Here is a 21,998-nt window from a genome sequence, read left to right as displayed (position 1 = left end):
TGTCACTCGTCCGCGACGTGCGATTCGATGGTGAGCTGGTAGTGCTCGGAGTGGTTGATGAGCTGCGTGCGCCCTTCCCAGCGCGGCGTGCCATCGTAGCGCACCGTCACCCATTCCCTGCCGTTCTTCGACAGGGTCCGCTGCGTGGGTCCATCCTCCAGCGTCCAGCCAGCGGGCAGGGCGGCGCGCACGGCGTCGGCCGGCCAGTAGACGAGCTGCACGTCCCTCAGCACCAGGGCGGAGTTGAACTGGGCGGGCACGCGGGGGTCCCGCTCCTCGTCCAGGCGGCTGCCGTCCCAGCGCAGGGTGAGGATGCGGTGCCCCATGGCCAGCCCGGCCAGTTGCATCTGGGCCGGGTCCACCTCCAGGAGGGCCTCCAGGGAGCGGGGGCCTCCAGGGTCCTGCTCGTGCGCGAAGACCAGCTGCTGCGCCAGGCTCACGGACGCCCCGAGGGCGGCGGGGGCCAGGCGCAGCTCCGGCAACGGCTCTCCAGGGGCGGAGGGCCGGGGCCGGGGCGGGGTGGTGCAGGCCACCAGCCCCGTGACGAGCAGGGCGGTGATTACGCCGCGCACAGGGACTCGAGGACGGTCAGGCGCCGCTTGCTGTCCGCGACGTAGGGGTTGTTCTTGTCCCACGCGTAGCCCGCGAGGATGGCGGAGATCATCCGGCGCACGTCGTCCGACGGGTTCGGGTGGAAGATGATGTTCTGGAAGCCGCCCTCGTACCAGGACTCCACGAAGGTGCGGAAGGTGTCCACGCCCGCCTTGAGCGGCTTCGCGTAGTCATTCTCCCAGTCCACCTTCTCACCCGCGAACTCCCGGGCGATGCAGGCCGACGCGAGGCTCGCGGACTTGAAGGCGATGGTGACGCCCGAGGAGAACACGGGGTCCAGGAACTCGCCGGCGTTGCCCAGGAGCGCGAAGCCCGGGCCCCACAGCGACTTCACGTTGGCCGCGTAGCCGGTGAGCTTGCGCGCGGGCGTGTCCCAGACGGCGTCCTTCAGGAGGGTCCGCAGCGACGGCGCCTCGTTCACGATGGCCTGGAGCCGCTCCGTGTCCGTGCCGGTGTACTGGTCCAGGAACTCCTTCTTCGCGACCACGCCCAGCGAGCAGCGGCCGTCGGAGAAGGGGATGGTCCAGTACCAGACGTGCACGTGCTCCGGATGCGTCGTGACGCGGATCTTGTTCCGGTCGAAGGTGCCGAGCGGAACGTTGTCCTGCACGTGCGTGAAGATGGCGCCGCGCACGGGGAAGTTGGACGGGGTCTCCAGGTTCAACAGGCGCGGCAGCACGCGGCCGAAGCCGCTCGCGTCCAGGAGGAAGCGCGCCTTCACCTGGTACGTCTCGCCTTCGGGGGAGCGCGCCGTCACCACCGGCTGCCCGCTGGAGAAGTCCACGGAGAGCACCTCGTGGCGGAAGCGCACGGTGGCGCCCTTCTTCTCCGCGGCCTGGGCCAGGAGTTGGTCGAAGCGGGCGCGCTGCACCTGGTAGGTGGTGCCCCAGCCGGGGCTGAACTTGTCGCGGAAGTCGAAGTCCGTGTACCGGCCGGCGCGCTCGAACGCGGCGCCGTTCTTGTACTGGAAGCCCGCCTCCACGATGTCCTGGAGGAAGCCGGCCTCCTGGATGTACTCCATGCTCTGCGGCAGCAGGCTCTCGCCAATGGAGAAGCGCGGGAACTGCTCGCGCTCCAGCACGAGGACGTCACGGCCCTGCTTGCGAAGGAGGCCCGCCGCGACGGAGCCCGCGGGGCCCGCGCCGATGATGAGGATGTCCGCTGATTCAGTTTTCAATGTGTGGCTTTCCCGGGTGGAAGTCGGAAACAAGGGGTGAGGATCCAGATGGTGACCTCGCCCAGAAGCATGGCGAGGCCGAACGAACGAAGCGCGGGCGTGGCGGACAGGCCCAGCAGCCCGAAGGAGAGGAGCGTGCTCACACCGGCCAGCGCCACCGCGAGCCACGCGGAGCCGTCACCGGGGTGCTCCAGGAGGAAGATGCCGTAGTCCACGCCCATGCCCAGGAGCAGCACCAGCCCGAGCACGGTGAAGAGCTGCAGCGGCGCGCCCACCCACCCGAAGATGGCGAGCGTCAGCAGCGTGCCCAGCACGGACGGAATCCACGCGCGCCACGCCTGGCGGCCGAAGCGGGCGACCAGCGTGAGCAGCACCGCGATGTAACCCGCGACGATGAGCCCGCCCATGATGCGGCGGTAGCGGCTGAGCAGGCCTGAGATCTCCGCCGTCTTGTCCACCCAGCGGACGCCCTCCAGGCCCCGGGCCACCTCTTCCAGGCGGGGCAGCACCTTGGGGTCGTTGAGGCCGCGCAGCATGAGGACGCTGTATTGCGCCTGGCCCAGTGTCCCCAGCCACTGCTGCCGGATGGCCGCCGCGGCGGGGCCGGAGAGAAAGTGCTGGAGGGTGAGCGGCTCCTGGGAGAACGCGGCGCGCGTGGGGGCCTCCCCCGTGGATTCGCTGACGGCGGCGACCGCCTGTCCTTCCGCGCGGGCGCTCAGGGCCGCGTCCTCGCGCTGCTGCGCTTCGGACGGGAGCCAGTCGGACACGGCGCGGTAGCCCGCGAACACCTTCTCCGAGACCAGCGCGTCCAGCTTCGTCTTCAGCACGGCCTCGCGCGCGAGCACCTGCTCATCGCTGTCGCCCTGCACCAGGAAGAACTGCGCCGGGCTGGGCAGCCCCAACAGGCGCCCCAGCTCCCGCTGATCCGCGATGAGGTTCGCGGGCGCGCCCTGCAACTGGCGCAGGTCGTCCCGGGGCTCCAGCTTCCAGAGGCCCACGGCGACCAGCACGGTGAGGATCGCGCCGGACGCCCACCAGGCCGGGGTGGACGCGACGCGCGGCCAGCGGGTGATGGACGCGGAGAAGCGCTCCGAGAAGGAGGTGACGGGCAGGGCGCCCGTGTCCAGCGAGGGGAACCAGCACACCACGGTGAGGAACGCGGCGGTGAGGCCGGCGGCGGAGAAGACCGCCATCTGCCGCAGGCCCGGGAAGGGCGCGACCCCCAGCGCCAGGTACGCCACCACGCTGGTGACGAGCGCGAGCACCATGCCGGGCAACAGCGAGCGCATCACCGGACCGCGCTCCGACGGGGCCTTGCCCTGGCGAGCGGCGAAGTAGTGGAAGCCGTAGTCCTCCGCCACGCCCACCAGGCTGGAGCCGAAGACGAGCGTGAGCAGGTGCACCCGGTCGAACACGAGCGCGGTGACCGTCAGCGCCACCGCGCAGCCCAGCGTGAGCGACACGCCCACGAGGAGGATGGGCCGCAGCGAGCGGAAGGTGAGCCACACCAGGAGGAGCACCGCCGCCAGCGACCCGAAGCCGATGGTGGACATCTCCCAGCTCGCCTGCGCGGCGGCCGCCTCCGCGTACAGCGGCACGCCCGCGGCCACCAGCCGTCCGCCGGGGACCGACGCTTCGACTCGCGAGCGTGCCCGCTCCACCGTGGCGGTGACGCGCGAGCCGTCCCCCAGCGCGAAGGCGGACACCTTGCTCTTCCACATGAGGAGCACCCACTCGCGCCCCTCGCCGGACAGCCACATCCGTCCGTCACGAGGCCGGGCGGACGTCTCCGCCGCGCGGGCCTGCCACCAGTCCTGCCACAGGCCCAGCGGATCCGCGTTCCAGTCCGTCAGCCTCGCGCCCGCGGGCTGGTACAGCTTCATCAAGGCCGTGCCGCCCAGTTCCTCCGGCGTCGCGCGCGTCAGCCACTGGCGCTGCGCGGGCGTGAGCAGCCGGTCGCGATAGGGGCGGTAGAACTCCACCGCCTGCTCCAGCGAGGAGGTGTTCACCACCGCCGGCTCCAGCAGGTCCGAGGCCTCCGTGAGCACGCGCGTGGCCTCGTCCGCGGCCTTCTGCGCGGACGGCCAGTCGTTGGCGCCCACCAGCAGCACCACCTGCCGGCCCGCGTCATCGGCGAGCTTGCGCGTGGCGGCGTCCACCTCCGGCGCCTGCTCGTCCTCCGGCAGGAGCGCGAGCACGTCCGTGTCCAGGCTCGCGGAGCGCCAGAACTGGACCTGGTGCACGCCCACGGCGAGCACCACCAGCGCCCACAGGATGGCCAGCTTATTTGCCAAGGCGTTCCACTTCCGTGGCGTCGGGAGGAGGCGCCTGCGTGAGCTGCTCGAAGGTGATGACGCTGCTGTCGCCGCGCGTCTCGTCCAGTTGGACCTGGCGCACGTACCCGTCACCCTCCAGGTGGATGTGCTTGAAGACGCGCGCGAGCCCCGCGTCCGTGGGCGTCAGCTCCAGCTTCCAGCCCTTGTCACCCACCAGCGCGCCCTCCACCTTGAAGCGCTTCTGGAGCGCCGCGACGTCGCCGGACAGGAGCGCGAAGAGCAGCTCGTTCACCGCCGCCAGCGCGGGCTCCTTGGTGGAGTCCATGTGGTAGGCCGCGCCGCCCGTGGCCTGCTGCGCGCTCAGCGACTTGCGCGTGAGCGTCAGCGTGGAGGCGAACGGCGTGCGCGTGTTCCACAGCACGCCCTGGTCGCGCGCGAGGAGGAAGTCCCCCTTGGACACCAGCGGCTTCTTGAAGCCCTGCACGGTCTTCTTCTGTTCGAACTGACCGCGCACGAGCGGCGCGTCCACCAGGCGCGCGCGCACGTCCTTCACCAGGTCCGCGGCGTAAGCGCTCACGGACAGGAGCGACAGCATCAACACGAGGAAGGGCTTCATCCCGGCCACACTCCCAGCTTCTTCCAGAGGACTTCCGGACAGACGTATTCCATCTCGCCCGTCTTCAAAGACACCGCGACCTGGATGGTGTGGGCCTGGTTCACCTTGCGGCCGGTGTCCGCGTCGCGCAGCAGGTAGTCGAAGCGCAGCCGGTTCTCCCACTCGGTGATTTCGGCGCGCACGATGATGCGCTGCTTGTAGCGGATGGGAGAGACGTACTTGAGCTTCATCTCCACCACGGGCCAGCCGTACCCGGACTCGCGCATCTGCGGCCAGTCGTAGTCGTGCTTGCGCAGGATGACGGCGCGCGCCAGCTCCAGGTACTTCACGTAGTGGCCGTGCCAGACGATCTCCATCATGTCGAGATCGTGGAACGCCGGGTCGATCTCCAGCTCGCAGCTCAGGTCAGGCTTCATGCAGCCTCCACTCCCGGCGGCGGATGGCGGTGATGAGGCCCTGAAGCTCGCCATCCAGCGCCCGGTCCTCCACCAGCAGGGGGATGCGTGCTTCCAGGTCCGCGTGCATGGCGGCCAGTGCGGGGCCGGGCTTCGCGTCCGCGTCCAGCCGCTGGCGCAGGGTGACGCCCTGGCGCGCGGCGATGAGCATGGCGGCGGCCACCTGCTCCGTCAGCTCCAGCACCCGCAGGCAGTCGCGCGCGGCGATGGTGCCCATGCTCACCTTGTCCTGGTTGTGGCACTCGGTGGAGCGGGAGAAGACGGACGCGGGCATGGTCTGCTTCAGCGCTTCCGCGGTCCACGCGGAGACGCTGATCTGCGCCGCCTTGAGGCCGTGGTTGATGGCCGCGCGGGCGCCGGTGGACGCGGAGAGGTTCGCGGGCAGCCCGTGGTTGAAGCGCGGATCCACCAGCAGCGCGAGCTGCCGGTCCAGCAGGTCCGCCACGTTGGCCACCGCGTTCTTCAGCCCGTCCATGGCGAAGGCGATGTGGCCGCCGTAGAAGTGGCCGCCGTGCAGCACCCGCTCGCCCTCCGGGTCGATGAGCGGGTTGTCGTTGGCGCTGTTCAGCTCGTTCTCGATGAGCGTGCGGAAGTACGGCAGCGCGTCCTCCAGCACGCCAATGACGTGCGGCGCGCACCTGAGCGAGTACCGGTCCTGGAGCCGCTGCTCGTTGCGCGGCGGCCGGTCCGTCACCAGGTCCGCGCGCAGCCGGGCCGCGACGCGCTGCTGGCCCGCGTGGGGCTTCGCCGCGAAGAGCGTCTCGTCGTAGTGGTGCGCGTTGCCGGCGCTCGCCAGCACGTTGAAGGCGGTGAGCCGCGTGGCGAGCCGCGACAGGTACTCCGCGCGCTCCCACGCCAGACACGCCAGGGCCGTCATCACGGCGGTGCCGTTCATGATGGCCAGGCCTTCCTTCGGCCGCAGCTTGAGCGGCGCGATGCCCAGCTCCTTCAGCACCTGCGCCGCGGGCTTGCGCTCACCCCGGTGCCACACGTCGCGCTCGCCGCACAGCACCGCCGCCACGTAGGACAGGGGCGTCAGGTCGCCGGACGCGCCCACGGAGCCCTCCGCGGGAATCAGCGGCAGCACGTCGTGCTTGAGCAGCAGCTCCAACTGGGTGAGCAGCGGCACGCCCACGCCGGAGAAGCCCTGCGACAGCGACGCCAGCCGCGTGGCCAGCACCGCGCGCGTCTCCTCCGGGGTGAGGAACCGGCCCGCGCCGATGCCGTGGTACGTGTAGAGGTGGTGCGGCAGCTCTGCGACGAGCGCGGGCGGGATGGACACCGTGACGGAGTCGCCGTAGCCGGTGGTGACGCCGTAGATGACGCCGTCCTCCGCCAGCAGCCGGTCCAGGAACGCGGCGCCCTTGGCGATGCGCTGGCGGAAGGCGGGGGCCGTGCTCAGCTCCGCGGGGCGCTCGCGGCGCGACAGGGCGCCCACGTCCTCGAGCGTCAGCCGCGTTCCGTCGAAGCGGACCGGGGTGTCAGAAAGTTGGGGGCTTCGCGGAGACATTCACCTGATCCCAGAAGGGAAAGAAGTTGAACCAGTCGTAGGGCGCGCGCTGGAGGAGCGCTGTCACCCGGCCTGCGTAATGCTGGGCGCAGTCGGTGAGCGCCTGCTCGCGCTTGCCCCGGGGCAGCACGACGCGCTCGAAGAGGCGCTCGAAGTGGATGGTGTAGCTGTCGCCCTCATGGATGCAGCCCAGCAGGTAGAGCGGACACTTGAGCAGCGCCGCCAGCACGTAGGGGCCCACCGGAAATGGCGCCGGGTGGCCGAGGAAGTCGACGCGCACGGTCTGGCTGGCATTCACCGGAATGCGGTCGCCCGCGATGACCACGAACTCGCCGGCCTCCACGCGCTCGTTCAGCGCGACCGCGGTGGCCGGGCCCATGTCCGTGACTTCCATCAGCCGGAAGTCGTTCTCCGGGTTGAGCCGCTTGAGCAGGCGGTTGAACTGCTCCGCGTGCCGCGTGTGCACCAGGATGTTGAGCTTCACCTCGCCCCGGCGCTCCGCCATGGTGCGGCACAGCTCCAGGCAGCCCATGTGCGCGGTGACGATGACGCCGCCCTTGCCGGACTTCGCGACCTCGTAGAACTCCTCGCGGCCTTCGGTGCGGACGCTCTCGAAGCGGTAGCGCCCGCTCACCGCGAGCAGCTTGTCCAGCATGGTCTCCGCGAACATCAGCACGTGGCGCACGCTGTCGCGCCAGTGGGGCGTGCGCCCCAGCGCGCCCGTGGCGGTCTGCATCCGCTCCAGGTACTGACGGGACGCGTGGCGCAGGGCCGGCCGCCGCAGCCAGTTCACCAGCACCACCGGGTACAGGCAGACGCGGAAGGGCCAGCGGCCCAGCAGGCGGTGGATCCAATAGAGGATCCAGATGCCGGCGACGAAGGTGGTCTCTCCCATCTCCGCCCAGTGGCGGGACTTCATCTGGCCACCTTTCGCCAGAGCAGCACGGGCAGCCGTCCCAACATCCCGAAGAAGAGCCGGGCGTGCATGCCGGAGATGCGCACGTTGTCCCAGAGCACGTCGAAGTGGGAGATGCCGTCGGTGGGGTAGCGCACCTGGGTGGGCTGGTTGAGGATGCGCATGCCGCGCCAGAACAGGCGCACCAGCACCTCCACGTCGAAGTCCATCCGCTTGCCAATCCTCACCGAGTCGATGAGCGCCACGGTGGGCTGGAGCGGATACACGCGGAAGCCGCACATGGAATCGCGGATGGCGAACGACAGCGTGTTGATCCACACCCAGATGTGCGTGGCGTAGCGGCCGTACAGCCGGCCCTTGGGCACGGACTCGTCATAGACGGGCGTGCCGCACACGAGTATGTCCGGCTGCGCCTTCGCCAGCGCCAGGAAGCGCGGGATGTCGTTGGCGTTGTGCTGGCCGTCCGCGTCGATTTGAAGCGCGTGGCTGTAGCCCCGGGAGAGGGCCGCGCGCAGGCCCGCCATCATCGCGCCGCCCTTGCCCTCGTTCTGGGGCAGGCGGACCACCTCCACGTGCTCGCTGTCCTCGCGCGCCAGGCCGTCCAGCACCGCCGCGCAGCCGGGCTCGCTGCCGTCATCCACCAGCACGCAGGGCAGCCCGTGGCTTCGGACCGCCTTCACCACCGCGCCCACGGCCTCGCCGTGGTTGTAGACCGGAATCACCGCGCAGACCTTCATCCTGCCCCTCCCCCCAACACGATGCGGCCACTGGCGTGCGAGCCCGCGGCCGACGTCAACTTGAACCCCAGCCGCCCGGACTCCTTCGCCCAGGTGAGCTCCAACGACAGCAGCGTGCCGGGTGGAATGACCTGCTGGAACTTCAGCGTCTCGATGCGAAGGAAGTCCGGCGGCAGCGCGAAGTGCTCGCGGCCCAGCAGCAGCGACCACTCCACCTGCACCACGCCGGGCAGGATGGGCGAGCCCGGGAAGTGCCCGTCGAAGTAGGGCGAGTTCGCGGGGACCTCCACCGCCAGCAGCACGCGCTCGTCGGAGCGCTCCAGCACGCGGAACGGGGGACGCTTCGGGTCGAAGAGCGCGGCGAGCGCCGCCTCGGTGGATTTGCCCTGGGAATTGACCGGCATGGCCTCCAGATACCGGAACCGGCGCGGCAAGGCACTGGACTCGAAATGCGGGGCCAGCTTCTCGCGCAGCGCCTGGCTCAAGGAGCGCCTGCCCCCCGACTCCTGGAGCCGCCAGCCTTCCGCGTCCGGCACCCCCACCACCGCCAGAATCACGCGGTGGCCTTCCGTGAGGGGCAGCACCCGCGCCTCGCGCAAGAGGCCCCCGGCCACGAGCGTGCGCTCCATGGCGGAGAGCGACACGCGCTTCTCCTCCAGCTTGAGCAGCCGGTCGCGGCGCCCCAACAGCTCGAAGCCGCCGGGCACGGGCCGCGCGCGGTCCTCCGTGGTGAACCACCCGCCCGGGGGCAGGTCCAGGTGGGGCGAGCGGACACTGAGCGCGTCCTCGTCCGCGCGGACCTCCACGCCCGGCATCGTGCGCCAGGACGCGGTGTCGTCCGTGTCGCGCCGGCGCCACGCGACGCCGCCCGTTTCAGAGCTGCCGTAGACCTCCACCGGCGCCCGGCCCAGCAGGTCGCGGCAGGCGTGGAGCGCTTCCGGGGTGAGCGGTCCTCCGGAGGAGAACAGCCCGCGCAGGTTCCCGCGCACGGCCGCCCAGTCCAGCGTCGCCGGCAGCCGCTTCAGGTGCGCGGGGCTCGCCACCAACAGGCCGGGACCGGTTTGCAGCGCGGCCAGGATGTCCTCCGGATAGGGCAGGGCGTGCGCGTCGAAAGGGCGGCCGGACGTCAGCGGCCACAGCACCCGGAACAGCAGGCCGTAGATGTGCTGGTGCGACACGGTGGCCAGCACCGGCACGTCTCCCACGGCCTCGTCGAACAGCCGGCCCAGCGTGGCCACCTCGCTGGACAGCTGCGACAGGCGCTTGGGGATGGCGGTGGGCTCTCCGCTGGAGCCCGACGTGTAGACGACCAGCGCGGCGAGCTGGGGCGACAGCGGCTGGAACGCGGCGGCGGTCCCGTCCTCGTTCACCGCGGGCGCGAGCGGCCCCTGTCCCTGGGGGTCCGGCCCGCGAAGCCGTCCACGTGGGCCTTCAGCGCGTCCAGCGTGGCGGGGCGCGCGTCCGCGGGCAGGTAGACGCAGACGCCCGCGTGCCAGGCGCCCAGGAGCGCGGCGGCGAACTCGAAGGTGTCCTCGGTGAAGAGGGCGTAGCGCTGGCCGCCGTGCGCCGCGAAGGCCGCGCGCCAGCCGGCGACCCGGGCGCGGAACGCACCGAAGTCCCGCACGCCGTCCTCGCCTCGGGCCACGGGGTGCCCGGCGGGACGGCCGTGGACGAGGAGGGTTTCGAGCGCGAGCGGCTCAGCCATGGGCGTGCCGTGCGCGCACCCGCTGCCGCACCACCCATTCGCCCGCGAACAAGAGACCCATGAGTCCGTAGGAGATGAGGCCGTTGTAGAGCGCCCACGTCGCGTCGCTCGCGAAGAGCGCCGTGGTGAGCGCGAGCGCGCCGTTGAAGACGAAGAAACCGCACCACACCTGCGTCACCCGGCGCGTGTAGGCCACGCCCGACGGCGGCAGGTCCTTCTCCCGAAGCCGCGCCAGCCGCTCAATCACGCTGGGCGGATAGGCCAGGCTGGTGGCGAAGACGGCGAGGAGCACCCCGTTCACCAGCACCGGGTAGAGCTTCAGGGGCAGGGCGTTGTTGCCCAGCATGCTGGAGCCCGCGAGCACCAGCGCGCCCACCGCGGCCGCGAGCCACATCTTCTCCCGCGTGGCCACCGCGCGCACCACCGCCATGGCCGCCAGGGGCAGCGCCATCCAGCGGGGCTCGAAGTGGCCCAGACCCAGATAGACGAGCGGCGGGTAGGCGAGGCTCAGGAGCCCCAACAGCACCGGACGCAGACGCTTCACGCCGCGGCGGAGTCGCTGCCGAGCAGACCGTACAGCGCGTCCACCACGTCCTGGATGGTGCGCACGGAGCGGAAGACTTCCGGCGGAACGCGCTGGCCCGTCACGGGCTTCAGGCGCACCAGCAGGTCGATGGCGTCAATGCTGTCGATGTCGAGGTCGTCGTGCAGACGCGCCTCCGGGACGATGCGGGACGGCTCGATGTCGAAGGTTTCCTGGAGGATGGCGCTCAGGCGCTCGAACAGCTCGTGCTTGGTCATGGGGTGACTCCTCGCTTTGGTTTTGAACGGGGCTGCCTAGGAACGGGTGCGGTGGGTGCTGACGAAGTCCGCGAGCGCCCGAACACTTGCGAAGTGACGGCGATTCTCCTTGGAGTCGCTCGCCAGCACGACGCCATAGGACTTCTGCAACGCGAGGCCGAGCTCGAGGGCATCGATGGAGTCCAGCCCCAGCCCCTCGACGAACAGCGGCGCGGCCGGATCGATGTCGTCCGGCTTGACGTCCTCGAGGTTCAACGTGTCGATGACCAGCCGCTTTATTTCCTGCTCAAGCTCCAACATGTTCCTGGTTCCCCCTGGAGAAATGGTCGTGCAAACGGGTGGTGAGCTGGCGCGCGGCCCTGGCCGCCTCGCCCGCTTCCGCGTCCTGGGCCGGCACGTGGATGTCGTCCTCCACGCGGATGACGTAGTGCATGGGCTTTTCCGGCACCTTCCACCAGGGCATGCCCTTGGTGAGGCCCCGCGGCGCGCAGTGGATGATGACCGGCGTGATGTCACACGGGCCACGCACCGCGATGTTGGCGGCGCCGCGCTGCAACTGCATGTTCCCGTCGAGCGGCGTGCGCGAGCCCTCCGGGAAGATGATGAGGTTGTTGCCGGCCTTCACGGACGCGATGCAGTCCTGGATGAGCCCGGGCCCGGAGTCGTTGCACAGGTAGCGCGTCGCCCGGATGGGGCCGCGCGTGAACGGGTTGTTGGCCAGGCTCGCCTTGACCACGCAGTCCGCGTTGGGGACCAGGGAGATGAGGAACACCACGTCGATGAGCGACGGGTGGTTGGCCAGGATGAGCAGCCCGGAGCGCGCCAGCTTCTCCACGCCCTGCAGCTCGTAGCGCAGCACGCCCAGGGCGCGCATGTAGCCGATGAAGAAGCGGAACGTGTAGTGCACCGCGAGCCGCGCCAGCCGCTGCTGCCGCGCCGGGTCGCGCACGAAGAGCGCCAGCAGCGGGAAGTAGAGCAGCCGCAGCGCCAGCCCGCCCAGCCCGAAGGTGGCGAAGGACAACCCGGTGGCGAAGATGCGCCACGGCCGGTCGAGCTTCTCAAGCATGGCGTGCCCACCGCCAACACCGGCCGCCCGCCGCGTGCTCCCACCGCGAGGCGCCGGAAACGAGGAAGCGCAGGGCGCGCAGGTCCGCCGGGAGCTCCGAGGAGTCCGCCGCCGCGGGCGCCTCCGGTGTGCCGGCCGCGCAGTCCAGGTGGATGGCGTCCGCGCCCGTGCTGGCGGAGAGGAGGCAGGCCCATGCATGGGGAAACGCCACATCCCGGGAGAAGTGTTCCCACGGCGTGGGCACGGGCTCGTCGTAGACGACGACCATCACCCGGGGGACACCGTCGGACAGCAGGCCACACGCCTCCGTGAAGGCGGCCTCCACCGTCTCCTCGCCCGCGGCGATGGCGGCGTAGGCGGACGTGTCCCCGCGCGCGATGGAGTAGAGCGCGCCGATGGCGTTGTGCACCGACAGGCTGAAGGAGGTGGGCGACAGCGGCTCCGAGCGCGCGAGCTGCGTGAGCAGCTCCACCGAGCGGCCCAGGTCGCCATAACGCGATGCGAAGACGACGGGCGCGTCCGGCGCGTCCACGTGCGCGTCATACGCGGCCTGCAGCGCGATGCGGCCCAGCCGATCCACCCGGCGGCGCATCATCGCGGGCATCGCCGAGAGCGAGGGCGTGCCTTCCGCGGGGAGCGGATGCGGGGTCGCGAGCCACGTTTCCCAGGCAGCAGGATTGACGAGTCCGGGGGCCCAGGCGGCCCAGCGCTGTACGGAGAATCCCACCATCGTGACGGAGAGGCCCCAATCGCCCCCAAAGACAACCTTTACCAAACCATTCACAGGGTGACAATTGGGCGCCCGGTCCGAGCAGGCCGGACGCCGGAGGCCCGTCTTCCCGCCTGCCCTTCGGCCGTTGCAACTCCACGTTCTTGTTGATGAGAGACGCAACGGGGCCTCGGCCTTCACGTTCTTCCGGGTTTGTCCAGGGTGAAGACGCGCCCGTGTGTCGCGCGGGGTGTGAAGCGCTCCGCGAGTCATTCGAAATGGGCGGTGGAAACGGGTTGTGACGGTGGCCTGCGTGACGTGGCTGGGGGCGCGCGTATTCACGCGCCGCGTGCTTCCTTCCGTGTGTTTCAGGACTCGGAGGGGAAGAGGGCGCGCAGCTCGCGGAGCGTGCGGGGGCTGGCGCCACGGGGGCCGGTGACCCAGATGCGCTCGGGCGCCAGCGCGAGCTCGCGCCAGGACACGGCGCCGCCGTCTGGCAGCAGCACCTCGCCATCCAGGCGCACCACCGAGTGGCGCCGGGACACGGCTTCCAGTCCGAACAGCAGCCGCTCCACGTCCGACCAGCGCGCGGGGGCGAACAGCAGGTCCACGTCCGACAGCGGCCGCACGAAGGCCACGCCCGAGCGGTACTGCCAGGCCAGGGAACCGAAGACGCCCACCGTCAGATCCAGCGCGGCGCCCAGGGCGATGACGTCGTCCAGGGCGGGGCCCCAGGCCGTGGGGGCCGTGGCGCGCACCTCCTGCACCGTGGGCGGCGGCAGGTGGCGCTCCACGGCGGACAGCGTCACGTGCAGCGACAGGTGGCGGCGGTCGGGCAGGGTGAGCCCCAGCCGCAGGTCGTCCTCCTGGTCCGGCAGGTCCTGCCGGGAGACGGCGAAGGGCCGGCCTTGATCCCGCCACGCCGTCACCTGCGCGAGGACGTCCGGGACCAGGGGAGAGCGCAGGGCCTGCGCCCAGCCGGCGCCCAGATACACCCAGTCGTGCCGCACCGGACGGTCACCGCCCATCAGCGGGCATCTCCTGCCGCCAGGAGGAAGCCGGGCCCGCTTCCGCGACGCGGGACGGGGCTGCCCCCGGGACATGCGGAAGCGGAAGCGGTGGTGCTCACTCCCTGATTCATTACCCGGATTCACGCCGCCGGTGGGAGCGATCCTGCACCGGTCCGCGCCGGTTGCTCGCGTCCGCGTGAATCTCCCCGGAAATCCGGGTGGGAGCCGAGCGCACGCCTCAGGGGTTCCCCTGAGGCGTGGCGAGGGCTAGCGGGGCTTCTGGAGGATGGGGCTCACAGCGCTCACGTGCTGGCGACGCATGTCGATGAGGATGTCGTAGTTGCGCGGCTCCGGGGCGACGGGGCCGGCGGCGAAGCGGTAGAGGCCGCTCACGTCGCGCTCGCGGGGGAAGCGCTCCTTCACCAGGGCCTTGAGCATCTCCTTGGCCACCCACTCCGCGTCCACGGAGACGGAGCCGAACTCGTCCAGGTAGTGGAAGGGCGCGGTGGAGTCCGACTGCTTCGCGGTGAGGACGAAGACGCGTGGCTTCCGGTCCGGGACGACGAGGCTGGCGCCCTGTTCCATCACCGCCAGCTCCCGGCCCTGGGGCAGGGCGAACAGCTCCAGGGACTGCTCGTGCGCGAGCACGGCGCTGAAGGCCACGAACGCGGTGAGCAGGGCCGTGGCCATGCGCGGGCCGTGTTTGGGCCAGATGGTGCCCAGGTTCGCCAGCGACGCGGCGAAGAACACGGCCCAGACGCCCGTGAGCGCGTTGAGCGTGCGGTACGTGGGCCACCGCTCCCCGGCGAGGAAGCTCACCGAGTACGCCGCGCCCGACAGCGTCACCAGCGCCAGCAGCCAGCGCCCCACGCCCGTAAGCCCCGAGCGGCGCCCCTCCACCGCGATGCCCACGCCCAGCAGCGTCAGCGTCAGCACCACCATGGCCCGGTAGCCGTCCATGTCGCCCACCGGCGCCTCGTTGAGCGCGGACAGCGCGAGCGCGTTGGGGAACACGTGCGTGAGCGCCCAGACGGTCTTGTCCACCCAGTGCTTCTCGAAGCTGAGCCGGGGCGAGGGCGGGAAGATGCCCGCCTTGAACAGCACCTGCGTGACGGCGTAAGCGAGCGCCAGGCCCGCGCCCATCACCAGCAGGTGCTTGAGCATCCAGCGCGCGGTGTCCTTCAGCGACACGTCGCGGTGCGCCACCAGCGACGCCGCCAGGAGCACCGCGGAGAACAGGCCGCTCACCTGATAGATGAGCGTCGCGGTGGCCATGGTGCCCACCGCGGCCAGCGCGTACGGCCACCGGACGGGGACCTGCGCTCCCGGAGGACCGATGGCGCGGCGGGCGAAGGCGAACGCTCCCAGGCCCAGCATCAGCGCCAGGGCCTGCGGCCAGCAGATGCTCCAGTTGGCGATGACCTGCGCGGACGGCGTCACCGTGAGGAACCCCGCCAGGAGCGCGGCGGAGCCCGGCCTCCAGCCCTCCTTGCGCAGCAGCAGGAACACCGCCGCCGCGAGCACGCCCAGTCCGGCCACGCCCATGAGGCGCAGCCCCATCAGCCCGTCGATGCCGCCGGCCGCCTTCGCGGACACCTCCAGCATCCAGCCGTAGAGCGGGCGGCCCTGCGACGCGCAGACGCGGAGGATCTTTCCCGGCTCCTCGCGCGCCTCGCGCAGGATGGCGTAGTCGTCACGCAGGCCATACCGGTGGATGACCGCGCTCCAATAGATGAGCCAGGGAAGCAGGAGCAGCAGGGCCACGGTGCCGGGAACCCCCAGCGCGCGCGGCGGGACACGCTTCATCAACGAGAAGGCCATCGAAGTTGACGCACCGTAGCAGAAGCCTCCCACCGACTCCCGGAGGAACCGGGACACGGCAGGGTTCCAGTCAGGGTGAGAAGGGCGGGGCTCCAACCACCTGCGCGTCCTCCCCGAACTCCGGGCCTCGGGGCTCCCTCACGACGGTGAGCACGGGCCGCGCGTCCGCGAGGGACGGGGTGAAGAGGGAGGGCTGGTCGGGGTCCGCGAACACCGTCGCGAAGTCCTCCGGGGCCAGGCCTCGCGCGAGCCGGGCCGCGAAGGAGTCCTTGAGCAGGCGCACGTAGTACTCGACGTCATAGTCGCGCGCGTCGTCGCCCGCGGGCTCGCCCGGTGCGGGGCGCGGGGCAATCTCGCCGTCCTCGGTGAGCGCCTCCGGGAGCAGGCCCGCGCGGCCGCCGGTGGCGCGGTAGATGCGCACGCGCTCGCCCAGGGACCAGTGCTCGCGGCCGTTGGTGAGCAGCGCTTCGTATGGCAGCTCCCGGCGCTGCTTGCGCGTGGCCAGGTACTGCGAGGGGGACTTGGTCAGCCGCACCTGCGCGGAGACCTCGAAGGTGGGCACCTGGCGCCGCCTCAGCGCCATCACCGCGTCCACGTAGGTGTCGCGCACGGCGCGCACGTCGCCGGCCAGGAGGTGCTGGAGGGCGCGGCGCAGGAAGTCCTCGCCATAGGGCTCCGCGCGGCTGGAGCGGAAGGCCACGCCGCGCAGGAGCAGCGGCCCGGCGTAGGGCTGGAGCGCGTAGTTCTTCGGTTCGTGCGACAGCATGGCGGCGTAGCGCCCGTCGAACTCGAGCTTCACGCGCGGCGGCAGCAGGGCCGCGACCTCCGACACCACGCGCCGCTCGTCGGCCTCCGTCCAGGTCTCCGGCACCGCGAAGTAGACGCCGTCCGTGTCGGCCTCCAGCAGCGTCACGCCCCGCTGGGCCAGCTCGCGGCACATCAGGCCCAGCAGCTCGCGTCCGCGCCGAGTCACCTCGTTGGCGGCATGCACGTCCGAGAATCGGGTGAGACCCACCGCGCCCAGGTAGCCGTAGGCGGAGTTGATCAGGATCTTCATCGCCGCCGAAATCGCCTCCTGCGTGTGGCGCTCCGGGGAGCCGGGCGGGGCCTTCTTCGCCTTGCCCTTCGCGTCCAGGCGTTGATCCACCAGCCGGTCCACCAGCGCGAGCAGCGCATTCAGCCGGTCGCGCTTCGGCCCGATGCGGTACTGGCGCATCAGCGACGGATAGAGGCTGGCCACGTCCGCCTTCACGATGTGGCGCGCGACGCCGGTGGCGAAGAGGTGCAGCGCCGCGCCGCTGTGGGACGTGCCGTCGCCAGATTCGTGCGCCGGCAGCGCCGCGCCCGAGCGCACGTAGGCGCGCACCATCAGCGGATCCAACACGCCCGTCGCCGGCCCCGCGTCCGCCAGCCGCTCGTAGCGCCGGGGGGCCATGCGCGCGAGCGCGAACGCCGCGCCGCCCAGCAGGTGCGCCAGCCCCGCGGCCTCCGTCACGTCCTCGCGCGCGTAGCGGCGCACGCGCTCCGGGTCCTTCAGGAAGACCTCGTGGATCCGCGCGCCGGGGATGAGCTCGCGGTCGGGCCCGGACAGGCCCAGGTGCCGCGCCACCGCCTTGAGCCCGTGGCCGGGCAGGTCGCGGGCGGCGAAGTCGTGGCGGCGCACGGCGTCCAGCGTGTCGATGAATTCGCGGCCGGGTACGGTGTAGCGCGCGCGGCGCATGGCGTCCGCGTCACGGCCTCCGGGCCCCCGGTTCAGCGCGGCGCCTCTCGCGGAGGGGCGGTGGCGCAGGCCCGGCAGCCCCGCCCGGCCCAGCGCCAACTGCACATTCAGCCGCTTCGCGCGCTGGTCCAGGAAGGGCAGGTCGAAGCCGTGCAGGTTGTGGTTCTCCACCACGTCGGGGTCCGCCTCGCGGATGCGCGCGACCAGCCGGCGCAGGAGGTCCGCCTCGCCCGCGTCGCCGTCCGCCGTCACCTCCAGTGTCTCCGCGCGGCCGTCCGGGTCCCTCAGCGCCACCAGGAAGATGCGGTCGCGGGATGGATCCAACCCGGTGGTCTCCAGGTCGAACTGGAGCCTTCGCAGGTCGTCGAAGACCAGGTCGCGGAAGTACGTGCGGCCGGTGGCCACCAGGTATTGCTCCTCCGGAGGCAGCACCAGCGCCGCGGCCGGGCCCAGGTCGCGCAGGTGGCCCACGCGTTGATCCAACCGGTTCGATGCGCCCTTGAGCACCGCGGACGCCAGCGCCCGGCCGTCATCCGCGCTGACGAGGAAGCGCAGCGCGCCGGGCCCCTCCAGCTCCCGGTATGTCACCGCGCCCGGAACCCACGGCAGGCCTTCCGGGCGGAGCGCGTCCCCCAGGTGCTCCAGGTCCTGGAGCGACGCGAGCAGCACCCAGGGCCGGTACCTCGCGTCCTCGCGCAGCCGCGCGTGCGTGCCCGGCTGACGCTTCCAGATGAAGGCGCGCCCGTCCGGCTCCGCCCAGACGGACACGATGCCCGGCGTGGGGTCCCATCCCCACAACCACTCGTCCTCCAGCGGATGGGGCGGCGGGACCATGGGCGGGGACTCGAGGGACGGAAGGCGTGGCGCGCGGACGCTGCTCCGGGCGCTCATAGGCGCGCGGGGGCCCGCTTCGCAAGGGTGGGCGGACAGGAGCGGCGTGGCGCTGTCGGAAGGGCTTCGCATCTCGGGGGGCCTTGGCCTCAGCTTGAGGCCCCCGGCTGACAGCGGTATGTCAGGATTCACCATCATGCAGCGCACCGAGCGACTCTTCGCCCTCGCCGAGTACCTGAGGGGCCGCCGCACCGGCGTCACCGCGGAGGTGCTGGCGGAGCGCTTCAGCGTGACGGTGCGGACCATCTACCGGGACCTGGACGCGTTGCGCGCCGCCGCGCTGCCGGTGGGCGCGGAGCGGGGCCGGGGCGGCGGCTACGCGCTGGACCGGGGCTACAGCCTGCCGCCGGTGAACTTCACCGCGCGCGAGGCGGCGCTGGTGGTGGCGCTGGGACGATTCGCCATCGGCATGCGGCTGTTGCCCTTCACGGGGACGCTGGAGTCGGCGCTCGACAAGGTGCGCTCCGCGCTGTCCACGTCCGCGCAGCGGGAGTTGCTGGAAAGGCTGCGCGAGCTGACGTTCCTGGGTGTGCCGTCCCTGCCCACGCGCAAGCCCGTGCGTGAGGCCCTGGAGCGCGCGTGGTTCGAGCGGCAGCCGCTGCGCATCACCTACGTGGACGGCAACTTCCTGGAGACGGTGCGCGAGGTGCGCATCGAGTCCGTGGTGATGGACCGGCACGAGACGCGGCTGGACGCGGTGGACCTCGCATCCGGGGAGCGGCGCCACTTCCGGCTGGACCGCATCACCCGGGCGGAGGTGGTGGGGGCCTGAAGCGCGGGGAAGGGCCGCGTCCGTGGCGCGGCGCCCTCCTGTCCTGGGGCTTCAGCCTTGCGAGGGGAAGATGCCCTGCGTCGCGATGATGAAGTTCACGCAGGTGTATGGGTTCTGGACGGGCACGGGCTGGTTGCCGCCGGCGATGCCCACGGCCTGGGGGCCCATCACCGTGCTGGGCGTCGTGGAGTAGGGCGTGGGCGTGCTGCCGGCGGGATAGGCCGCGAGGTACGCGCCCTCCGGGCTCTCCGTGTTGCCCTCCTGCATGCTGGCCATCAGCGGGTGGGTGTGCGCGGGCATCTGCGTTGAGATGAGCGTCACCGACGGCTGGCCGGACACCTCGCCCAGCGTGTGCGGCGCGAGCCCGGGGCCCTGGCCGGGCGCCATGGGGAAGCGGCCGCGCATGTCTGGCAGCGCGAACGTCGTCCTCCCATCGCCGCCGTAGGTGGTCCCCAGGATGGCGAAGAGCGCCTGGTTCTGCGCGATGGACAGCAGCGCGCCGTTGCAGAGGAGCCAACCCCTCGGCGCGAAGTTCCCACCAAACATTCGGATCTCTCCGAGGTACGGCTCGGACATGGTGCCCCCTGTTGTGACTGTCGCTGTAGGGGAATCAACAGACCATGGACAGACGCCACGAGGATAGAGCGCGGCGCGTCATCCATTGGGTCCGACCCATCGTGTGCGAGTGTTCACAATCCGTGGCAGCATGGATTCCTACGCTGCACGTCGCCACAGCGCCCGTCCTTGGGGAGGACCTGATCCATGTCACTTCATTCCGTTGTGCCCTTGCGTGGGGCGTTCTCGCGTTTCCGCGTGCTGTCGCTCTGCGCGACGCTGATGGTGGCTGCCTGCACGGAGGGGACGGCGGGCGATGGCCCGGCGGGACCGGAGGGTCCTCCGGGGCCCGCGGGCGCGACGGGGCCCGCGGGGCCGGCCGGCCCACGGGGTGAGAAGGGCGCCACGGGTGAACCCGGCCTGATGGGTCCCGAGGGGCCGCAGGGCCTGGCGGGTGCGGAGGGCGCGCCGGGGCCCCAGGGGCTTCAAGGCGTGCAGGGGCCGGCGGGCGCGACAGGCCCCATGGGGCCCATCGGTCTGACAGGCCCGATGGGACCGCAGGGCGCCGCGGGTCCCACGGGGCCCACGGGCGCGAAGGGCGACACGGGCCCCACCGGCGCGAAGGGTGACACCGGCGCGACGGGCCCGGCGGGAGCCAAGGGCGACACGGGGCCCGTGGGTCCGGAGGGTGCGAAGGGCGATACGGGCGCGACCGGTGCGACCGGCGCGACCGGCCCTGCTGGCGCGAAGGGCGACACGGGCCCGGCGGGCCCTACGGGCGCGAAGGGAGACACGGGCGCGGTGGGCGCCACCGGTCCGGCGGGTGCGAAGGGAGACACGGGCGCCACGGGCCCGGCAGGTCCGACGGGGGCCACGGGCGCGACCGGCGCGACCGGCCCCGCTGGCGCGACGGGCCCCGCGGGCGCGAAGGGCGACACGGGCGCGGCAGGCCCGACGGGCGCGACCGGCGCGGTCGGTCCTGCTGGCGCGACGGGTCCCGCGGGCGCGAAGGGCGACACGGGCCCCGCAGGCCCCGCTGGCCCGACCGGACCCACGGGCGCCGTGGGCCCCGCTGGAGCCACCGGGGCGACGGGGCCCGCTGGGCCGACGGGCGCGTCGGGTGCCCAGGGCCCTCAAGGTCCGTCGGGCACGCAGGGGCTCTACGGCGATGGCTCCGCGGGGACCTTCAACGTGAACACGGGCCAGACCGTGGACCTCTCCACCGCGCAGGGCGTGAGTCTGCTTCCGTCGGGCTTCAACCTCCAGTTCACCACCATCACCGTCGCGGCCACTGGAACGCTCAAGGTCCCCAGCGGCACGGTGCTGCGCGCCACGGGGGACATCACCGTGAGCGGGAAGATTGAAGTGCTGCCCGCGGCGGAGGACCTGGGGGGCGGCGAGGCCCCCGCGGGCATCGCCCGGACGGGCGCGTCCACCTACAACGGTGGCGCGGGCCTGGCCCTCTTCCAGGCCGCCCAGGTCCGCCGGGTCCAGTCCGCGTCGGGCGGAGCGGGAGCGCGCATCTACGCGGGCCCGAACGCCGACGGCGGGGCGGGCGGCGGCGCGGTGCTGCTCGTCTCGCGCACCAACGTCCGTGTCACCTCGGGTGGAGCCATCGAAGCGAAGGGCGTGAACGGCACGAACCCGCAGACGGCCGGAGCGTCCATCGTGGGCACGGGCGGCGGCGGCGGCGGCATCGTGCTGATCGCGGCCAAGGGAAGCATCAACATGGCGGGCACCATCAGCGTGCCGGGCGGCAGGGGCGCGGATGGCTTCAACGGCAACGGTGGTACGGGTGAAGGCGGTGGCGGTGGTGGCGGCGGTGGCATCGTCCACCTCATCTCCCCGGTGTCCGCCTCCGTGACCGGCGCCGTGGAGGTGGCGGGGGGCCTGGGTGGGGCCAACGCGGCGGCCGTGTCTCCTTCGACGACCGTCCTCTCGGGTGGTGGCGGCGGTGGCAGCGGCGGCAACGGCGGCAACTCGGGAGGCATCATCCCGGGCACCGCGACGAACGCGAATGCCTCCTCGGGAATGGGGGGCTACTTCCTCCAGACCATCGCCCCGGAGCCGGAGTCGCTGCTGGGCCTGTGAGCGCGGGCCCTCAAGGGACCGGCGGGCTCAGCCGACGCCGGTCCCTGAGTCGTTCCCTGAAGCCCGCCACTGGAGCTCCAGGTACGGCGCCGCCGGGTCGCTTCCCGGCGTGGGTGTGAAGCCGTGCCGGGTGTAGAGCCGCAGCGCCGGATTGTCTCGCGTGACGTGCAGCCGCGCGGGCACGCGTGACAGCGCCGCCTCCGCTTGAATCGCCTTCAGCAACTGCGTGCCCAGGCCACGTCCTTGATGCTCGGGGAGCAGCGCCACGTCCACGAGCAGCAGCTCCTCGGCCGTGCGCACGAGCCACTGGCGGCCCACGGGCGCTCCCTCCACTTCGATGATGGCGTGGCCTTCCTGGGGATGGGTCGCCGCGTAGTGGCGGGCCTGGGCCTGGTACTGCATGCGCAGGAACGGCTCCGCCTGCGCGGGCGGCAGGCCCCAGGCGGCCAGCTCGCGTGCGCGCGTGCTCACGTAGAGCGCGAAGAGGAACGCGTCATCCGCGGGCGTGACCGGACGCAGTCGGGGCGCGAAGGGCAGGGGCGTTTCCACGGTGGGAAA

At 71.7% G+C, this 21,998-nt stretch carries 22 protein-coding genes; 2 read left to right on the top strand and 20 right to left on the bottom strand.

What is annotated here, in order from left to right; all coding sequences use genetic code 11:
* Window positions 1-2: 2 nt before the first annotated feature.
* The 18 genes from ACX114_RS29265 to ACX114_RS29180 all read right to left on the bottom strand — a co-directional run bounded on the left by ACX114_RS29265 (window position 3) and on the right by ACX114_RS29180 (window position 17,965).
* Complete coding sequence (locus ACX114_RS29265) at window positions 3-572, bottom strand: DUF3261 domain-containing protein (protein ID WP_459289913.1); 570 nt, start codon at window positions 570-572, stop codon at window positions 3-5.
* Window positions 560-1,789: an NAD(P)/FAD-dependent oxidoreductase gene (locus ACX114_RS29260; protein ID WP_459289912.1), complete on the bottom strand. Its 1,230-nt coding sequence runs from the start codon at window positions 1,787-1,789 to the stop codon at window positions 560-562. Before ACX114_RS29260 ends, ACX114_RS29265 begins: the two co-directional genes overlap by 13 nt.
* A complete protein-coding gene (locus tag ACX114_RS29255; protein ID WP_459289911.1) occupies window positions 1,786-4,083 on the bottom strand; it encodes an MMPL family transporter in 2,298 nt (765 codons plus the stop codon). Before ACX114_RS29255 ends, ACX114_RS29260 begins: the two co-directional genes overlap by 4 nt.
* Entirely contained in the window at window positions 4,073-4,681 is a 609-nt protein-coding gene (locus ACX114_RS29250) for a LolA family protein (RefSeq protein WP_459289910.1), read from the bottom strand. Before ACX114_RS29250 ends, ACX114_RS29255 begins: the two co-directional genes overlap by 11 nt.
* On the bottom strand, window positions 4,678-5,097 hold the full coding sequence (locus tag ACX114_RS29245) for an acyl-CoA thioesterase (protein WP_459289908.1): 420 nt from the start codon (window positions 5,095-5,097) through the stop codon (window positions 4,678-4,680). The genes ACX114_RS29250 and ACX114_RS29245 overlap by 4 nt, the downstream gene beginning before the upstream one ends.
* Complete coding sequence (locus ACX114_RS29240; protein ID WP_459289906.1) at window positions 5,087-6,646, bottom strand: HAL/PAL/TAL family ammonia-lyase; 1,560 nt, start codon at window positions 6,644-6,646, stop codon at window positions 5,087-5,089. The genes ACX114_RS29245 and ACX114_RS29240 overlap by 11 nt, the downstream gene beginning before the upstream one ends.
* Entirely contained in the window at window positions 6,618-7,565 is a 948-nt protein-coding gene (locus tag ACX114_RS29235) for an LpxL/LpxP family acyltransferase (RefSeq protein ID WP_459289904.1), read from the bottom strand. Before ACX114_RS29235 ends, ACX114_RS29240 begins: the two co-directional genes overlap by 29 nt.
* Window positions 7,562-8,299 (bottom strand): glycosyltransferase family 2 protein, encoded by a 738-nt coding sequence (locus ACX114_RS29230; RefSeq protein WP_459289902.1) that lies wholly within the window; start codon window positions 8,297-8,299, stop codon window positions 7,562-7,564. Before ACX114_RS29230 ends, ACX114_RS29235 begins: the two co-directional genes overlap by 4 nt.
* On the bottom strand, window positions 8,296-9,669 hold the full coding sequence (locus tag ACX114_RS29225) for an AMP-binding protein (RefSeq protein ID WP_459289900.1): 1,374 nt from the start codon (window positions 9,667-9,669) through the stop codon (window positions 8,296-8,298). Before ACX114_RS29225 ends, ACX114_RS29230 begins: the two co-directional genes overlap by 4 nt.
* The gene (locus tag ACX114_RS29220; protein WP_459289898.1) at window positions 9,666-10,004 is read right to left on the bottom strand and encodes a hypothetical protein; all 339 of its coding nucleotides are present in this window, start codon (window positions 10,002-10,004) and stop codon (window positions 9,666-9,668) included. Before ACX114_RS29220 ends, ACX114_RS29225 begins: the two co-directional genes overlap by 4 nt.
* Complete coding sequence (locus tag ACX114_RS29215) at window positions 9,997-10,548, bottom strand: COG4648 family protein (protein WP_459289896.1); 552 nt, start codon at window positions 10,546-10,548, stop codon at window positions 9,997-9,999. Before ACX114_RS29215 ends, ACX114_RS29220 begins: the two co-directional genes overlap by 8 nt.
* Window positions 10,545-10,805 carry an acyl carrier protein gene (locus ACX114_RS29210; protein ID WP_120563604.1) on the bottom strand — a complete coding sequence of 87 codons (261 nt, stop codon included), beginning with the start codon at window positions 10,803-10,805 and terminating at the stop codon, window positions 10,545-10,547. Before ACX114_RS29210 ends, ACX114_RS29215 begins: the two co-directional genes overlap by 4 nt.
* A 36-nt stretch (window positions 10,806-10,841) precedes the next feature.
* Window positions 10,842-11,105, bottom strand: coding sequence for a phosphopantetheine-binding protein (locus ACX114_RS29205; protein ID WP_206791021.1), 264 nt, complete (start codon window positions 11,103-11,105; stop codon window positions 10,842-10,844).
* Window positions 11,092-11,871: a lysophospholipid acyltransferase family protein gene (locus ACX114_RS29200; RefSeq protein ID WP_459289893.1), complete on the bottom strand. Its 780-nt coding sequence runs from the start codon at window positions 11,869-11,871 to the stop codon at window positions 11,092-11,094. The genes ACX114_RS29205 and ACX114_RS29200 overlap by 14 nt, the downstream gene beginning before the upstream one ends.
* Entirely contained in the window at window positions 11,864-12,601 is a 738-nt protein-coding gene (locus ACX114_RS29195) for a beta-ketoacyl synthase chain length factor (RefSeq protein ID WP_459289891.1), read from the bottom strand. The genes ACX114_RS29200 and ACX114_RS29195 overlap by 8 nt, the downstream gene beginning before the upstream one ends.
* Before the next feature lie 347 nt (window positions 12,602-12,948).
* Window positions 12,949-13,608: a malonate decarboxylase holo-[acyl-carrier-protein] synthase gene (gene mdcG, locus ACX114_RS29190; protein WP_459289889.1), complete on the bottom strand. Its 660-nt coding sequence runs from the start codon at window positions 13,606-13,608 to the stop codon at window positions 12,949-12,951.
* Window positions 13,609-13,857: 249 nt separating this feature from the next.
* Window positions 13,858-15,468, bottom strand: coding sequence for a hypothetical protein (locus tag ACX114_RS29185; RefSeq protein ID WP_459289887.1), 1,611 nt, complete (start codon window positions 15,466-15,468; stop codon window positions 13,858-13,860).
* A gap of 13 nt (window positions 15,469-15,481) precedes the next feature.
* Window positions 15,482-17,965: a ribonuclease H-like domain-containing protein gene (locus ACX114_RS29180; RefSeq protein ID WP_459289885.1), complete on the bottom strand. Its 2,484-nt coding sequence runs from the start codon at window positions 17,963-17,965 to the stop codon at window positions 15,482-15,484.
* 193 nt (window positions 17,966-18,158) lie between these two features.
* On the opposite strand from ACX114_RS29180, the gene ACX114_RS29175 reads away from it, so the two are divergent.
* A complete protein-coding gene (locus ACX114_RS29175; protein WP_459289883.1) occupies window positions 18,159-18,794 on the top strand; it encodes a helix-turn-helix transcriptional regulator in 636 nt (211 codons plus the stop codon).
* Between the two features lie 51 nt (window positions 18,795-18,845).
* On the opposite strand, the gene ACX114_RS29170 is transcribed toward ACX114_RS29175, so the two are convergent.
* Window positions 18,846-19,340, bottom strand: a complete 495-nt coding sequence (locus ACX114_RS29170; protein WP_459289881.1) for a phage tail protein — start codon at window positions 19,338-19,340, stop codon at window positions 18,846-18,848.
* A 216-nt stretch (window positions 19,341-19,556) separates the two neighbouring features.
* Here ACX114_RS29170 and ACX114_RS29165 point away from each other — a divergent pair, with 216 nt between their 5' ends.
* On the top strand, window positions 19,557-21,440 hold the full coding sequence (locus ACX114_RS29165) for a DUF7151 family protein (RefSeq protein ID WP_459289879.1): 1,884 nt from the start codon (window positions 19,557-19,559) through the stop codon (window positions 21,438-21,440).
* Between the two features lie 27 nt (window positions 21,441-21,467).
* On the opposite strand, the gene ACX114_RS29160 is transcribed toward ACX114_RS29165, so the two are convergent.
* Window positions 21,468-21,989: a GNAT family N-acetyltransferase gene (locus tag ACX114_RS29160; RefSeq protein WP_459289877.1), complete on the bottom strand. Its 522-nt coding sequence runs from the start codon at window positions 21,987-21,989 to the stop codon at window positions 21,468-21,470.
* Window positions 21,990-21,998 lie beyond the last annotated feature (9 nt).

This window comes from Corallococcus sp. M7 (assembly GCF_054512695.1).
This window is presented reverse-complemented; position numbering and strand designations above follow the sequence as displayed.